Source organism: Rathayibacter sp. AY1E6 (genome assembly GCF_002931115.1).
In the GTDB taxonomy this organism is placed as follows: Bacteria; Actinomycetota; Actinomycetes; order Actinomycetales; family Microbacteriaceae; genus Rathayibacter.
In genome coordinates, this window is record NZ_PSVK01000005.1 from 24,061 (window position 1) to 38,887 (window position 14,827).

Consider the following 14,827-nt stretch of genomic DNA (forward strand, 5'->3'; position numbering starts at 1 on the left):
ACGATCCCGGGGGCCTAGACCGTCTCGGCGCGCTTCTGCCGCGCGGGCTCGGCGGGGTCGGAGGGCCCGTTCCAGATCGAGACGATGCCCCAGACGACGGCCGCGATCGGCACGGCCAGCACGGCGCCGACGATGCCGGCGAGGACGGTGCCCACGGTCAGGGCGATCAGGACGATCAGCGGGTGCAGCTTCAGCGAGCGCGCCATCACGACCGGCTGGAGGAAGTTGCCCTCGAGCTGGTTGACCCCGATGACGACCAGGATCACGATCAGCGCGGCGACCGGGCCGTTGGCGACCAGGGCGACGAGAGCGGCGAGGATGCCGGCGGCCGTGGCTCCGACGATCGGGATGAACGCGGTGAGGAAGACGATGACGGCCAGCGGGATCGCCAGCGGCACCTGGATGATCGCCAGTGCGACTCCGATGCCGATCGCGTCGACCGCCGCGACGGTCGCCGTTCCGCGGACGTATCCGCCCAGCACGTCGACCGTCTTGTGCCCGACGCGCTTGGCGCGCTCGTAGCCCGAGCCGGTGAAGGGGCGCAGGAGGAACTCCCAGATCTTCGGGCCGTCCTTCATGAAGAAGAAGAGCACCACGATCATCAGCACGAGGCCGGTGATGAAATTCGCCGCTGCGGAGACGCCCGCGAGCGCGCCGTTGCCGAACGAGCTGGAGGTGAGGAAGTCGACGACCGACTGGCGGGCGGACTCGATCTGCTCGTCGGTGATCTGGAAAGGCAGGTGCTGCACGTAGTCCTGCAGCGAGGTGATGCCGTCGGAGGCGCTGCTGACCAGCTCGTCCCACTGGTTGCGGACCGCGACCGTGATCAGCCAGCCGACCGCGCCGAGGATCGCGAGCAGCCCGATCAGCGCCAGCCAGGTCGCGAGGATCGACGGCACGCCCTTGCGCCGCATCCACGCCAGGACCGGGTGGATCGCGGCGGCGAGGATGAGCGCGATCATCACGGGGATGAGCACCAGCGTGAGCTGCGTCATCGCGAAGACGAGCACCGAGGCCAGCAGGAGGACGATGACCACCTGGAGGCAGCGGGTGGCGAACCGGCCGAGGCCGTCGCTCCAGACCCGCCGCTGCGGATCGGGTGCGCTCGGCTGCGGCGCGGCGGCGCTGGTCGAGGAGTCGTTGCGGTCGAAGAAGCCCATGGAGGGACGGTATCGGCTCGGGCCGACCTGCCGTCCCTCCTTGACACCCCGGCCGCGCCGCGGCGATCCGGGGGTCAGAGACCGGCGGGCTTCTCCGGCGTGCGCAGCCAGGTGTCGAAGAAGTCCGCCAGGTCGGAGCCGGAGACGTTCTCGGCCAGGGCCTGGAAGTCGGCGGTCGTCGCGTTCGAGTAGCGGTTCTCGGAGGCCCAGCGCTTCAGCAGCACGCCGAACGTGTCCGCGCCGATCCGGTCGCGGAGGGCGACGAGGGTCAGGCCGCCGCGGGCGTAGACGGGCGCGTCGAAGAGGCCCGCGGCTCCGGGGTCGGCGACGGCGGTCGACCAGAACGGGTCGTCGGCGGGAGCGGCGGCGACCCGGGCGGCGGACTCGGTGACGCTCGCGCCGCCGGTGTGCTCCTCCCAGAGCCACTCGGCGTAGGTCGCGAAGCCCTCGTTCAGCCAGATGTCGGACCAGGTCTCCGGCGTGACGCTGTCGCCGTACCACTGGTGCGCGGTCTCGTGCGCGACGGTCGACTCGTCCGCGCCGCCGGAGTAGAACGAGCGGCCCTGGGTCTCGAGGGCGTAGCCGATCCGCTCGTCGTCGACCACGGCTCCGGCCGAGCGGAACGGGTACGGGCCGAAGACGGAGGAGAAGTAGTCGATGATCGCGCCCTGCTTCGCGAGGGCCGCCTCGGTGCGGGCGCGGGAGTCGCCGGTGATGTCCCGGTCGATCGCGTCGATGGTCGTCACGCCGCCCTGGGTGGAGCGGACCAGGTCGTAGTCGCCGATGTTCACCATGGCGAGGTAGCTCGCCATCGGGCTGGTCTCGACCCAGCGGGAGGTCGTCCACCCCTTCGACGTGGTGGGGGAGCCGACCGGCAGGCCGTTCGCGACGACCGTCCGGCCCTCCGGGACCGTGATGCTGAAGGTGTAGCGCGCCTTGTCGGCGGGCGAGTCGTTGACGGGGTACCAGGTCGAGGCGCCGTCCGGCTCGCTGGCGACCAGGGCGCCGTCGTCCGTCGACCACCAGCCGAAGGGGGCCCCGGTGCCGTCGACGGGGTTCCCGGTGGTCCCGGCGTAGTCGATGCTCACCAGCGCGGGCAGGCCCTTCCGGAGGGTCCGGGCGGGCGTGACGGTCAGCTCGTCCCCCGACTGCGAGAACCGGGCGACCCCGGCGTTGACGGTGACCTTCGAGACGGTGAGGCCGGTCAGGTCGAAGGAGAGCGAGCGCAGGTCCTTCTGGGGCGCGAGGGTGACCACGGCCCTGCCGCCGAGGGCCCGGGTCGCCGGATCGTACTTCAGGACGAGGCTGTAGGTGAGGGCGTCGAAGCCGCTGCTGCCGAGGCCGGGGAAGTAGGGATCGCCGGCGCTGGTGCCCCCGTCGACGGCGCCCGCGCGGGCGGCGGGGGAGGCGATGGCGGCGGGTGCGAGGAGGAGGGAGGAGGCCACGAGCGCGCTGAGCGCGGCTGACGCACGGAATGTCATGTCCGCACGCTAGCGGGCGGGCGTTTCGTGCGCGTGTCGGCACCGTGCCGAGGAGAAGCCCCGTCGATCGACGGACGGGCGATCACGTTCCTGCCGGGGCGAGTCAGCTGCGGAATCCGTCGCGGTCACGGAGCATCGCACGGTGGAATTACCCATTCGAGCCGCCGGAGCCCCGCGGATCGTTGCGGCGGCGACGGATTCCGCACTACAGTCGCCGTGTTCATGCAGGTGCATGGGGTGCGGTACCCGAAGCCGCACTGCACCGCCCTGCTCGGAGCAGACGCCTCCGCCGGGAGGGATGACGATCCTCTCTCCCGGCGGGAGGCGGACCGGGCGGATCCGCCCGGCCGCCGCCGGCGCTACGCCGGGACGCGCACCGTCAGCCCGCCGGGCTCGATCCAGGTGCGGAACGCCGAGGTCGAGCCGAACGGATCGCCGTCGAGCTCGATCTCCTGCGCGTGCTCGAGGCGGACCGTGAGGTCGCGGCCCTTCACGTACCGCAGGGCCGACACCTCCTTGGTCAGGCCCATCAGCTTCTTGCCGACGATGCCGCTGCGGCGGAGCACGCCGTTCTCCCACACCACCTTGAAGATGATCTGCACCCAGCCGAAGAAGCCCTCGGGGCGCAGCAGGACGATGTCGAACTCGCCGTCGTCGACGGCCGCGTCCGGCAGTAGGAGGATGTTCGCCGGCAGGGCGCCGCAGTTGCCCACGATGATCGTGTGCGCGCGCACCTTGCGGGTCTTCGAGCCGTCGAGGCGGTAGCGGAACTCGAGCTGGTTCTTGTCGAGCAGGGCCTTCCGCAGCGCGTCCACGTAGGCGAGCCAGCCGGCCCGCTTCTTGAGGTCGTCGTCGGTGTTGGCGAGCATCTTCGCGTCGATCCCGAGGCCCGCCATCACGACGTAGGCGTGGCGGTCGCGGCCCGTGGAGGTCTCGATGTCGATCATCCCGACGTCGATCGCCCGGTCCTGTCCGGAGAACGCGACGGTCAGGGAGTTGTCGATGTCGTCGAGCGTGAGGTTCAGGTTGCGCGCGAGCAGGTTGCCGGTGCCGGAGGGCAGCAGCGCGAGCGAGGCGTCGGAGCCTCGGAGGGCCTCCGCCACGACGCGGACCGTCCCGTCGCCGCCGGCCGCGATCACGACGTCGGCGCCCGCGGCGAGGGCCTCCTTCGTCTGACCGGCCCCGGGGTCCTCGACGGAGGTCTCGTACCAGAGCGTCTCCTCCCAGCCGGCGGCCTCCTCGGCGCGCTTCACAGCGGCCTTCACCGACTCCAGGTCGACCTTGACGGGGTTGTAGACGAGCGCGGCACGGCGGCGCTCAGGCATCGTCGCGGCTCTCGTCGAGCTCGTCGCCGTTCTCGTCGACACGGCCCGGTCGCACGGCGGCGTCCTCGCGGATGTCGATGCGGGTGTCGCCGGCCTCGGTGGTGGAGACCTCGATGCGCGGGGCCGCGTCGGCCTCCGTCGCCTTCGGGGCGCTGGTCAGCTGGTCGTGGCGGTCGTCCGCGCTCTGGTCGGTCATGCCTGGACGGTAGCAGCGGGCGATCCGCGCACGCGCGGGCTTGCGTCAGCGGCTGCGTGCCGCCTGAAGACCCCAGAGCACGAGCGGGATCTGGAGCGGGAGGCGCAGCAGCGTGATCACCCGGGTCCGAGGCCGACGGGCGTCCCGCGCCATCTGCACGTTGCCGGGGAGGACGGCGGCCATCAGGGCGGCGGAGGCGAGACCGCCGGCCGCGCGGGTCCGCGGGTGCAGCGTCGCGGCCGCGCAGACCAGCTCCGCCGCTCCCGAGACGAGGACCCATCCGCGCGCCGAGCCGGGCATCCCTCGCGGGACGACCGCGTCGAAGGTCCGCGGGTGCACCAGGTGCACGACTCCCGAGACCGCCATCGCCGACACGAGCACGAGCGGGCCCGCGCCCAGGCGGCTCATCGGCCCTCCGCCCCGCGCTCGAGCGGAGCGACGTGGTCGAGGATCCGGCGCCACTCGCGCACCAGCGCCAGCCGGCCGGCCCCGTCGACCGTCACGGTGCGCGCCCGCGCGAGGCGGCCGCGGTACCAGCGGCCGTCCTCGGCGCTCGCCACCGGGTCCGCGTCGCCGTGGACCAGGAGCGTCTCGGCGGTCACCCGGTCGAGGTCGTCGGCCCAGGAGCCGTCGCGGAGCGCCGCGAGGTCGGTCGCGGCGCCGCTCGAGCCCTGCCGCCAGCCCTCGGCGAGCATCCGCTCCAGCCGGTTGCGCAGTCCGCCGTGGGTGGCGAGCACCGGGTCGTCGGAGTCGATCCCGAGCGCGTCCAGGCCCGGCTGCGTCTGCGGGAGGGCGGCGGCGATCGCGTCGGCGTCCTCTCCGCGGAGGGTCTCGCGCCGCTCCCACGCGCTGGTGGGGTGCACGATCACGCCGGCCTGCAGGGGCGCGGGGGTGCCGACCAGCGCGAGGCGGTCCACGAGGTCGGGGTGCCGGGCCGCGAGCGAGAGCGCGAACGCGCCGCCGGAGCCCCAGCCGACCACGCCGACGCTGCCGAAGCGGGCGCCCTCGACCATGCGGGCGGTGCGCTCGGAGCGGCGCAGGTACTCGGCGAGGTCGTCCGCGCGGTCCTCGACGCGGCCGTGAGCGGCGTCGACCGGGTCCGAGGCGCCGTAGCCGGGGCGGTCGAGGATCAGCAGGTGCAGACCCCACGGACCGGTGACGGTCGGGTCGGGGTCGAAGCCGCCCGCTCCGGGAGTGGGGTGGCAGAACACCACCAGCCGGTCGGCGACGGGATCGCCCGCCGCCGAGACGCCCATCCCGCGGCCGGACCGCAGCTCGAAACGGTGGTTCGCCATGTCGCCTCCCGGGTGCGCCGAGGGTCGGCGCGTCGCCCCCAGTCAAGCGGAGACGGCGGCCCGCGCGCTGGGCCTTGTGCCGGAGCGGGAGCAGTCGGACGCGTCCGGAGCGGGCGTGCTCGATGCGGGTGGTGCGACCGTCGTCAACCCCGGTGACGCGCCCTCCGCCGTCCGGTGGACTGGACGGTCCCTCGAGGAAGGACCACCCGTGATCCGCACAGCACTGCCCGCGACCGTCGACGACGTGGAGCTCGACCCGGTCGGCGACGACGGCTGGCGGGTCCGCGCCCGCACTGAGGACCCGCGGGAGCCGGAGGCCGTGCTCGGCTTCATCACGCCGGTCGACGGCGGCTTCGAGGCGCACCGCCTCGGGCTGCCGCAGGAGGACGTGACCTGCCCGTCGCTCGAGGACGCGCTCTCGAGGTACGTCGCCGAGGAGCCCCTGCCCGCGTGGATCCGCACCGCCCGGACGGAACCGCGCACCGGCTTCCTCGGCGAGCGGGAGGTCGTGGTCGGCACCCCCGAGGCCGAGGGGGCGGGCCTCCTGGTCGTGCACGTCGACGGCGAGCTCGCCGGGCACGTCGTCGCGACCACCCCGATCGCCTTCGTCGCCGAGCGCGGCGACCTCCCGCCCCTCGTCGTCGAGTCGATGGACGGGCTCCTCGCGCTCGTCTCGGGACTGCGCCGGTAACCCCTGACCCCCGCGGAGGTCGACCCCCGTGGCAGGCGGTCGGCCGCCGCCTAGCGTGCTGGGAGCGGGCCGGCACCGCCGCCGCCCCGCACCACGGACGACGAAGGGAATCACCATGACCGACTTCACCGACCGCACCGCGATCATCACCGGCGGCGCCGGAGGCATCGGCCTCGCGACCGCCCGCGCGCTCCTGGACGCCGGAGCCCGCGTCGTGCTGGTCGACATCGACCAGTCGGCGCTCGACGAGGCGGCCGCGGGCCTCGAGGCGGAGGGGCGCGTCCTCACCGTCCGCGCCGACGTCTCCGACCCCGACGACGTCGACCGCTACGTGAGCGCGACCGTCGACGCCTTCGGCGGGATCGACGTCTTCTTCAACAACGCCGGCATCGAGGGGAGGGTGGCGTCGATCGTCGACACGGCCCCCGAGGACTTCGACCGCGTCATCGGCATCAACCTGCGCGGTGCCTTCCTCGGGCTCCGCTCCGTGCTGCCGCGGATGATCGAGCAGGGGCGGGGCAGCGTGATCAACACCTCCTCCGTCGCCGGGCTCGACGGCGCCCCGGGCCTCAGCCCCTACGTCGCCTCGAAGCACGGGGTCGCCGGGCTCACCAAGAGCGCGGCCCTCGAGGTCGCGGGCACCGGCGTCCGGGTCAACTCGATCCACCCGTCGCCCGTGAACACGCGGATGATGCGCTCGATCGAGGCGGGCGGCGGCGACGCTGAGAAGCAGCGTGCCGCCTACGAGGCCGGGATCCCGCTCGGACGCTACGCCGAGGCCTCGGACATCGCCGCGCTGGTGCTCTTCCTCGCCTCGGACGAGAGCTCGTTCATCACGGGCGCCCAGTACCGGATCGACGGCGGGATGGGCGCCGGGCAGTAGCGGCGCGGGCCGGGCCGCGGGCGGGAGCCGTCGTCGCCGACGCACCGTCCGTTCACCCGATGTCCACGTGACGCCGCGGAGGAGGGGAGCGAGGATGGGGGCGTGTCCCGTCGCCTCCTCCTCCCCGTCGCCGGCGTCCTCGCCGCGGCCCTCGCCGCCGGCGGGCTGACGCTCCTCGTCTGGACGATCGACGAGACGCCGTTCGCACGGCCCGACGCCGGCTTCGACCGTCTGACGAGCGAGGTCGCCGCGGTGCCCGGAGTCTCCCTCGACGGCGCCGAGCGCTGGGTCGAGGCGCCGGCGTTCGGCCCGCCGACCTCGTGGGTCGGGGTCGCGGTCGAGGAGCCGGCGCTCGCCGACGCCCTCGCGACGGCCTGTGCGACCGAGTACGGGGATCCGGTGCTGTGGTCGTTCCGGGCGACGTCCGCAGGCGGGAACACCCTCTCCTTCGCGGGCGCGGAGGAGCCGACCGCCGCGTGCCCCGCTCCCGCTGTCGACGCGTCGGCCCTGCTCGAGCGGATCGACGGCCTCGGCCGCGGCCTGGAGCTGCACGCGTCGCTCCGCGAGGGGGCCTTCGCCCTCGACTCCTTCGAGGACGTCTCCGGCGGGCTGCCCGCGCTGCTCCCGATCGTCCGGGCGGCGGAGGACCTGCGGGACGCTGCGGGCGCGGAGCGGGGCGCCCCGGTCGAGATCTCCGGTCCCTGGGCCGCGATCACCGTCGGTCCCGGCGAGCAGGAGCGGACCGCCGCGCTGCTCACGACCCTCGTCGAGGAGCACGGCGTCACCGCCTACTGGGCGACCGAGGACGGCCTGCGGATCGTCGCGCCCGACGGCGGGCACGCCGCGATCGAGGCCGCCGTGCGCGACTCCGGGCTGCCGGTGGCCGACCGGTCCCTGCGCTTCGAGGCCGACGAGTCCTGACGCCGGGCGGCCGTGAACGGGTGCGGCCTGGCTCAGACCTCGGTGGCGGGTGCTCGACGGGCTCCCCGGCTCACGACGGGAGGCACCTCCAAGACGGGGACTGCACGCTTCATGAACCGGTCGAAGTCCGGAACAGTGAACGCGGCGTACCCGTGCTCGGGAGTGAACAGGAGCCACATCCCGATCAGCTCCACGCGGACCGATCCGAGCTGAGTGGACGCGCGCTCCAGAAGCGCCGCGACGTCGCCCGCTTTCTGGGGCTCTGGTCCGAGCTCCGCCATGGCTCGCATGTACGCGGTCTGAAGTGGACTCGCCCGATCGAGTCGCACGCGGAAGAAGGAGCTGTTCAGCTTCGCCTCCTAGGCCTCCCTCGCCAGTTCGACGTCCTCCCGGTGGATGCGATCGTTCTCAGCCACCGTCCAGACCTGGTAGCCCCGTTCCTGGATGAAAGAGGGGTATCCGGTCGTGATCTCGACTACGAGTTCAACAGCGTCGTCGTCGTAGACCGCGCCCTCGGCCGCTGCCGGCTCTCGGAGAGCCGCTACCGCTTCGTCGTGATCGAGCGAGTCGATCCGCGGAAAGGTGAAGAGCCGCTCGGCGTACGATCTCGCATCGCCCACCAGCTCGGCGATCTGCGGAAGACCGGCACCGACGAACGTGACGGGGAGGCTCCGCTGCACGGTCTTGTGGATGGCTTGGATGAGCGCTTCGAGCTGCGGTGAGTCGAGGAACTGGACCTCGTCGATGAGCAGGACGATCCCCTCGCCCTGCTCGGCCGCCGCTTCACCCACGGCGACGAGGACGTCCGTCAGGTCCAGTCCGAGATCCCGATGATCGGCCACTCCCTCTGCCGGCGGTACATCCCATCCGATGGACCACTCGCCGTCCGCTCCGACAGACACCGCGAAGGCGCTCAAGACCGCGGCGGCGTGCCTCCCGCGGTCGGTCCATCTCGCGCGGGGGGACAGGCGGAGGAGTGCCGCCTTGAGCTGGGATGCCAGCACCTGGCGGAACCGGCCCTCGTCGTGCTTGACCGCCTCGAACTCGATCACTTCCCCGTTCTCCTCCTGGGCGATCGTCCGGAAGCCGTAGAGAAGGACCGTCTTTCCGACGCCCCGCAGCCCCGTGATGATCATCGACTGGTTCGTGCGGCCCCGTCGCAGGCGCGTCAGCAGGGTGCGGAACGCCTGGGTCTGCTCGTCTCTGCCGATGAGGATCTCCGGTCGCGCTCCCGCGTTCGGCGTGTAGGGATTGTCGACGGCATCCATACGGGCCGGTTCAGGAGTCTTACTGTGCTTTATCCAGATCGAGTGAAGCGCAGTAAAGCCATCGAACGGCGCCCGTCACGCGCGCCAGGCCGCCAGCTCCTCCGCAGCCGCCAGGACGCGGTGGGTCGGCGAGAGGTCGAGGACGCGCGCGCCTGAGCGCCTGCGAGGCCCGGATCCCGCCTCCTGGACCCGCGACCCAGGGAACGCTGGCAGGATGTACGGGACGGTCGGTGCGCGAGAGCGCGCCGCACGGACGGCACCGCCCGCTGAGAGCGGCCCGCCCGGCCCCGTCCCGCACACCTCCACCCGCTCCCGACAGCGCTCACAGCGCCGGAGCGACACATCACCGCGGCCCGACCGGGCGCGCGGTCGGACCCTGCGCCGCGCGCCCGCGTCCAGCCACTCCCTCCTGGAAGAACCGCATGAGAAACGCCAGAACCGCCAAGCCCGCCCGCCACCACCTCGAGCTCCCCAAGCCCAAGCCCCTCGAGAAGGGCGCCATGCGGATCACCCCGCTCGGCGGCCTCGGCGAGATCGGCCGCAACATGACCGTCTTCGAGCACAAGGGCAAGCTGCTCATCGTCGACTGCGGCGTCCTCTTCCCCGAGGAGAACCAGCCCGGCATCGACGTGATCCTCCCCGACTTCGCCGCGATCCGCTCGCGCCTGAAGGACATCGAGGCCATCGTCCTCACCCACGGCCACGAGGACCACATCGGCGGCGTGCCGTACCTCCTCAAGGAGCGCGGCGACATCCCGATCATCGCCTCGACCTTCACCCTCGCGCTGATCAGCGCGAAGCTGCAGGAGCACCGCATCACGCCGCGCACGCGCCCGGTGAAGGAGGGCGACCGGATCGACGCCGGCGTCTTCGACCTCGAGTTCCTCGCCGTGAACCACTCCATCCCGGACGGGCTCGCCGTCGCGATCCGCACCGAGGCCGGCCTCGTGCTGCACACGGGCGACTTCAAGATGGACCAGTTCCCACTCGACGGGCGCACCACCGACCTCCCCGGCTTCGCGCGCCTCGGCGACGAGGGAGTCGACCTGTTCCTGGTCGACTCCACGAACGCCGACGTCCCCGGCTTCGCGATCTCGGAGGGCGACCTCGCCCCCGCGATCGACCAGGTGTTCCGCACCGCGCCGCGCCGCATCGTCGTGTCCAGCTTCGCGAGCCACGTGCACCGCATCCAGCAGGTCCTCGACGCCGCGCAGCGCCACGGCCGCAAGGTCGCCTTCGTCGGCCGCTCGATGGTCCGCAACATGGGCATCGCCGCCGACCTGGGCTACCTCAAGATCCCGGCCGGCCTCGTCGTCGACATGAAGGTGCTCGAGAAGCTCCCCGCGACCGAGATCGTGATGATCTGCACCGGTTCGCAGGGCGAGCCGATGGCGGCGCTCTCGCGCATGGCCAACAAGGACCACATCATCGACATCGGCCCCGGCGACACCGTGCTGCTGGCCAGCTCGCTGATCCCCGGCAACGAGAACGCGATCTACCGGATCATCAACGCCTTCACCCGCTGGGGCGCCACCGTCGTGCACAAGGGCAACGCCAAGGTGCACGTCTCGGGTCACGCCAGCGCGGGCGAGCTCGCCTACTGCTACAACATCCTCCGCCCCACCGCGGTGCTCCCCGTGCACGGCGAGTGGCGCCACCTCACCGCGAACGCGGCGATCGCGACCCGCACCGGGATCGACGAGAAGGACGTCTTCGTCATCGAGGACGGCGTCTCGATCGACCTGGTGAAGGGCCGCTCGCGCATCAGCGGGCGCATCCCGGCCGACCAGATCCTGGTCGACGGCACCACGATGGGCGTCGCCACCGAGGACGCGATGAACGACCGCATCGTCCTCGCCGAGGAGGGGGCCATCACGGTCCTCGCCATCGCCGACCTCGACCGCGGCACGCTCGGCGAGCCGGTCGAGTTCTTCACCCGCGGCTTCGTCGAGGAGCCGGGCTGGAAGGCCAATGCGAGCAAGGCGATCGACGACGCCGTCCTGCAGGCCGCGGGCAAGCCGGTCGAGCTCGAGGCCATGGAGGCGCTGATCACGCGCACCCTCGGCCGCTGGCTGACCCGCCGCCACCGCCGGAACCCGGTCATCACCACCATCGTCGTCGAGGAGTAGGCGCCTTCCACGCCGGCCTCCGCCTCCGCTACCCCCTGCCCCGCGAGGCGCGGGCGGAGCAGAGTGGGAGGGTCGGCAGGTCGCCGACGCGAAGGGAGAGCGCCATGAGCACCGACCGCACCACGGGTGAGGACACCGAGAAGACCGAGGACCTCCCCGACGGCACCGGGACGGACACCTCCTCCGGTGGCGGCGACACCGACACCGTCTCCGGCGGCGAGCCGGACGAGCCCGCCGAGTAGGGCCGTGAACGACGAAGGGCGGGACCGCGAGGTCCCGCCCTTCGTCGTTCCGCCGATCAGATCAGCGGGCCGTCGCTCTCGCTCGAGCGGCGGGTGACCTGCTCGCCGCTGGCCGGGTCGACGGCCGAGCGCGTGGTCGAGACGGCCTGGCGGCGGCGCGTCAGCAGGACCAGCCCGAGGATCAGGCCGACCGCTCCGGCCGCCATGAGGATGTAGCCGACCAGCTTCAGGTCGATCCCGGACACCTGCACGTCCACCGCGAAGGCGAGGACCGCGCCGACGACGAGGAGGAAGATCCCTGCTCCGATGCTCATTGCGTGCTCCTTCTGACTGCCGCCGGAGCGCGCGCGGGAAGCGCGCAGGGGCACCGGCGATCGCCCCACGGTAGACCTCGGGTCCGGCGGCCCCCAGGCCTTCCGGCGGGAGCCTCCGGGGGTGTAGGGCGGTGCCGGGTCAGCGGTCGGAGACGCGGAGCATCACGCGGGTGCGGTCGGCGCGGGTGACCAAGCCCTCGATCAGGAGGAACACGCGGTACTTGAGCCGGTACTTCGCCAGGAACACGCGGCCCAGGCGCTCGACCTCGCCGGGGTCGGCGTCGATCTCCGCGGCGGCCTCGGTCGGCACCGCGTAGTCGGAGACGCGGCCGCGGCGGTCGCAGGGGACGAGGGTCACCCGCGCGTCGTTGCGGAGGCGCTTCACCTTGCCGCTGCGGCGGGGAGTGGTGACGATCAGCTCGTGGCCGTCGCGGGCGATCCAGACCGGGGTCGAGACGGCGTCCCCGGACTTCCGGAACGTGGTGAGCGAGACGAAGCGCTCGTCGGCGAGGGCGGTGAGGTCCTGGGAGAGGGGCATGTCCGAAGTAGAGCGGCCGGGAGCGGTCACCGCAAGCCTCCGTGGCACCTCGATCCGCCCCCGTAGGGTGGAGTGATGACCGACGCGACGCCTCTGATCGGCCCGACCGAGGCGCCCGATCTGCACGTGATGACCTACAACATCCGCCGGCGGATGCCGCGCCTCACCTCCCGCGCCGTCGACCAGTGGGACCGGCGCCGCCCGCTCGTCCAGCGGGTGCTGGAGCAGGAGCGCCCCTCGATCCTCGCCGTGCAGGAGGCACTGCCGGACCAGTCGGCCGCCGTGCACGAGGCGCTGGGCTCCTCCTTCGAGGCGATGGGCTTCGGCCGGGACGCGGACCGCGGCGGCGAGCGCGTGATGCTCTTCGTCGACCGCAGCCGCTACGCCGTCCGGCACTGGACCCAGATCGCCCTCTCGGACACCCCGGACGTCGCCGGCTCGCGCAGCTGGGGCAACCGCATCCCGCGCACCGCCGTGATCGCGGAGCTGACCGATCACGCGACCAGCCGCGAGCTCACCGTGATCTCGACCCACTTCGACCACATCTCGCGGCGCTCGCGCCAGCGCTCCGCCGAGCTGATCGCCCGCCGCGTCCTCGAGCTCGGACGCCCCGCGATCGTGATGGGCGACACCAACACCGACGTCGACACCGTCCCCTACCGGACGATCCTCGAGGAGGGCCGCCTCGCGGACGCGTGGGAGACGGCGGAGAAGCACCTCACCCACTCGTGGAGCACCTTCTCGAACTACCGCGCGCCGGCGCCGGGCAAGCGGATCGACTGGCTGCTCGTCAGCGAGGGCGCCTTCGAGGTCGTCTCCGCGGGGATCAACGCCGTCCGCTACGGGGGAGCGGCGCCCTCCGACCACGAGCCGGTCCAGGCCGTGCTGCGCTTCACGAAGCCGTGAGCGGCTCCGCCCTCGTCGAGACCTTCCTCGAGCCCCCGCGCACCCGCGGGGAGTGGACGGCCGACGGCATCCGCGCGATCGGGGCGGCGAGCATCGTGGCGGCCGCGATCGGCTGGGACCTGGTGGACGTGGCGGTGCTCGCGCTCGCGGCGATCGGGCTGGTGCTGCCGCGCTTCCTCGGCATCCGTCCGGCGCTCGACGCCCTCTTCGGGCTCGCGCTGCTCGTGGCGTCCTGGAGCAGCGTCCTCGGCCTCTACGAGGCCTGGCCGCAGTGGGACCTGGTCGTGCACTGCGTGCTCAACGGGCTGATCGCCGCGGTGGCCTACATCGTCGCCGCGCGGGCCGGAGTCGTGCCGGCCGTCGCGGGCGATCGCGGGCCGCTGCTCCCGGCGGTCGTGCTCTGCGCCTGCTTCGGGACGACGGCGGGCGTCCTGTGGGAGTGGGGCGAGTGGGCGGGGCACCGCTTCATCGACTCCTCGATCTTCGTCGGCTACGAGGACACGCTCGGGGATCTCGCCGCAGGTGCGCTGGGCTCGATCCTCGCCGGCGCGCTGATGCGCTTCTGGTCCGCGAAGTCCCGGGTGGTCGGACCGGGCGCCTCGCGCGGCGTCGGAGGTGCGGCGTAGCCTGTCCCGCATGTGCGGCCGCTTCGCGATGGACTCCGAGACCGATGAGCTGATCCGCGAGTTCGTCGCCGCGGGCGGGCGCGCCGAGGACTGGGCGCCCGACTACAGCGTCGCTCCCACCGACGTCGCGCCGATCGTGCGCGAGCGGCTCCACGACGGCGAGCGGGAGCGCGAGCTGGAGCTCGCGTCCTGGGGCTTCACCCCGTCCTGGTCGAAGGGCAGGGGGCCCTCGCCGATCAACGCGCGCCTCGAGTCGGTCGCGACGAACGGCCTGTTCCGCGGGGCGTTCGCCAAGCAGCGCGCGATCGTGCCGATGCGCGGGTACTACGAGTGGGAGACCCGCGCCGACGGCAAGCAGCCCTGGTTCCTGCAGGGCGAGGAGCCGATCCTCGCCGCGGCCGGCCTCTACACGGCCCGCAAGGAGGGCGACGACTGGCGCGTCTCCTTCACGATCATCACCCGCGAGGCGCGCGACGCCTCCGGCGAGGTGCACGACCGGATGCCCGTGTTCCTCACGCCCGACGTGCGCGACGCCTGGCTCGACCCGGCTCCGCTCGCCTCCGCCGAGGAGATGCTCGCCACCCTCGACCGGGCGTCCGTCGCGATGGCGTCGACCGTCACGGCCCACCCGGTCGACCGCCGCGTGAACAACTCCCGCACTGTCGACCGCCGCGACCCGGGCCTGCTGACGCCGGTCGCCTGACGCCGATCGCCTGACGCCGATCGCCTGACGCCGATCGCCTGACGCCGGTCGCCTGACGCCGCTCGCCTGACAGGCGCGGGACGATCCGCGCGGTCCGCGGAACCTCCGGGCGAGGGCGGACGACCGGTGGTGGGCGGACCGGAGAGCAC

General features: G+C 72.7%; 17 protein-coding genes. 8 read left to right on the forward strand and 9 right to left on the reverse strand.

The features are described 5' to 3' along the window. Nucleotides 1-14: 14 nt before the first annotated feature. The 6 genes from C5C46_RS06500 to C5C46_RS06525 all read right to left on the reverse strand — a co-directional run bounded on the left by C5C46_RS06500 (nucleotide 15) and on the right by C5C46_RS06525 (nucleotide 5,457). Nucleotides 15-1,160, reverse strand: a complete 1,146-nt coding sequence (locus tag C5C46_RS06500) for an AI-2E family transporter (protein ID WP_104226105.1) — start codon at nucleotides 1,158-1,160, stop codon at nucleotides 15-17. A 74-nt stretch (nucleotides 1,161-1,234) separates the two neighbouring features. Further along, a complete protein-coding gene (locus tag C5C46_RS06505; RefSeq protein WP_104226106.1) occupies nucleotides 1,235-2,641 on the reverse strand; it encodes a M1 family metallopeptidase in 1,407 nt (468 codons plus the stop codon). A 359-nt stretch (nucleotides 2,642-3,000) separates the two neighbouring features. Next, entirely contained in the window at nucleotides 3,001-3,966 is a 966-nt protein-coding gene (locus tag C5C46_RS06510; RefSeq protein ID WP_104226107.1) for a diacylglycerol kinase family protein, read from the reverse strand. Further along, nucleotides 3,959-4,162: a multidrug transporter gene (locus C5C46_RS06515; RefSeq protein ID WP_104222930.1), complete on the reverse strand. Its 204-nt coding sequence runs from the start codon at nucleotides 4,160-4,162 to the stop codon at nucleotides 3,959-3,961. Before C5C46_RS06515 ends, C5C46_RS06510 begins: the two co-directional genes overlap by 8 nt. Before the next feature lie 45 nt (nucleotides 4,163-4,207). Next, on the reverse strand, nucleotides 4,208-4,570 hold the full coding sequence (locus C5C46_RS06520) for a hypothetical protein (RefSeq protein ID WP_104222929.1): 363 nt from the start codon (nucleotides 4,568-4,570) through the stop codon (nucleotides 4,208-4,210). Beyond that, nucleotides 4,567-5,457 carry an alpha/beta fold hydrolase gene (locus C5C46_RS06525; RefSeq protein WP_104226108.1) on the reverse strand — a complete coding sequence of 297 codons (891 nt, stop codon included), beginning with the start codon at nucleotides 5,455-5,457 and terminating at the stop codon, nucleotides 4,567-4,569. Before C5C46_RS06525 ends, C5C46_RS06520 begins: the two co-directional genes overlap by 4 nt. Nucleotides 5,458-5,665: 208 nt before the next feature. On the opposite strand from C5C46_RS06525, the gene C5C46_RS06530 reads away from it, so the two are divergent. From C5C46_RS06530 to C5C46_RS06540, 3 genes are all read left to right on the forward strand, one after another. Next, the gene (locus C5C46_RS06530) at nucleotides 5,666-6,148 is read left to right on the forward strand and encodes a hypothetical protein (RefSeq protein ID WP_104226109.1); all 483 of its coding nucleotides are present in this window, start codon (nucleotides 5,666-5,668) and stop codon (nucleotides 6,146-6,148) included. A gap of 115 nt (nucleotides 6,149-6,263) precedes the next feature. Beyond that, nucleotides 6,264-7,031 carry an SDR family NAD(P)-dependent oxidoreductase gene (locus tag C5C46_RS06535; RefSeq protein WP_104226110.1) on the forward strand — a complete coding sequence of 256 codons (768 nt, stop codon included), beginning with the start codon at nucleotides 6,264-6,266 and terminating at the stop codon, nucleotides 7,029-7,031. A gap of 102 nt (nucleotides 7,032-7,133) precedes the next feature. Then, nucleotides 7,134-7,952, forward strand: a complete 819-nt coding sequence (locus C5C46_RS06540; RefSeq protein ID WP_104226111.1) for a hypothetical protein — start codon at nucleotides 7,134-7,136, stop codon at nucleotides 7,950-7,952. A gap of 359 nt (nucleotides 7,953-8,311) precedes the next feature. Here C5C46_RS06540 and C5C46_RS06545 read toward each other — a convergent pair whose 3' ends face one another. After that, nucleotides 8,312-9,220, reverse strand: coding sequence for an ATP-binding protein (locus C5C46_RS06545; RefSeq protein WP_258059375.1), 909 nt, complete (start codon nucleotides 9,218-9,220; stop codon nucleotides 8,312-8,314). A gap of 422 nt (nucleotides 9,221-9,642) precedes the next feature. Here C5C46_RS06545 and C5C46_RS06550 point away from each other — a divergent pair, with 422 nt between their 5' ends. Both C5C46_RS06550 and C5C46_RS16820 read left to right on the forward strand, forming a co-directional pair. Further along, a complete protein-coding gene (locus tag C5C46_RS06550) occupies nucleotides 9,643-11,349 on the forward strand; it encodes a ribonuclease J (protein ID WP_104222925.1) in 1,707 nt (568 codons plus the stop codon). A gap of 104 nt (nucleotides 11,350-11,453) precedes the next feature. Next, nucleotides 11,454-11,591: a hypothetical protein gene (locus C5C46_RS16820; RefSeq protein WP_159940924.1), complete on the forward strand. Its 138-nt coding sequence runs from the start codon at nucleotides 11,454-11,456 to the stop codon at nucleotides 11,589-11,591. 56 nt (nucleotides 11,592-11,647) lie between these two features. On the opposite strand, the gene C5C46_RS06555 is transcribed toward C5C46_RS16820, so the two are convergent. Both C5C46_RS06555 and C5C46_RS06560 read right to left on the reverse strand, forming a co-directional pair. Beyond that, nucleotides 11,648-11,905, reverse strand: a complete 258-nt coding sequence (locus C5C46_RS06555; protein ID WP_104222924.1) for a DUF6458 family protein — start codon at nucleotides 11,903-11,905, stop codon at nucleotides 11,648-11,650. Between the two features lie 139 nt (nucleotides 11,906-12,044). After that, nucleotides 12,045-12,443 carry a PPOX class F420-dependent oxidoreductase gene (locus C5C46_RS06560; RefSeq protein ID WP_104226112.1) on the reverse strand — a complete coding sequence of 133 codons (399 nt, stop codon included), beginning with the start codon at nucleotides 12,441-12,443 and terminating at the stop codon, nucleotides 12,045-12,047. Nucleotides 12,444-12,518: 75 nt separating this feature from the next. On the opposite strand from C5C46_RS06560, the gene C5C46_RS06565 reads away from it, so the two are divergent. Genes C5C46_RS06565 through C5C46_RS06575 form a run of 3 tightly spaced genes read left to right on the forward strand, consistent with a single transcriptional unit; the run spans nucleotide 12,519 to nucleotide 14,678 of the window. Further along, the gene (locus C5C46_RS06565; protein WP_104226113.1) at nucleotides 12,519-13,349 is read left to right on the forward strand and encodes an endonuclease/exonuclease/phosphatase family protein; all 831 of its coding nucleotides are present in this window, start codon (nucleotides 12,519-12,521) and stop codon (nucleotides 13,347-13,349) included. Then, the gene (locus tag C5C46_RS06570) at nucleotides 13,346-13,975 is read left to right on the forward strand and encodes a hypothetical protein (RefSeq protein ID WP_104226114.1); all 630 of its coding nucleotides are present in this window, start codon (nucleotides 13,346-13,348) and stop codon (nucleotides 13,973-13,975) included. Before C5C46_RS06565 ends, C5C46_RS06570 begins: the two co-directional genes overlap by 4 nt. Nucleotides 13,976-13,985: 10 nt before the next feature. Continuing rightward, nucleotides 13,986-14,678, forward strand: a complete 693-nt coding sequence (locus C5C46_RS06575; protein ID WP_104226115.1) for an SOS response-associated peptidase — start codon at nucleotides 13,986-13,988, stop codon at nucleotides 14,676-14,678. Nucleotides 14,679-14,827: the final 149 nt, after the last annotated feature.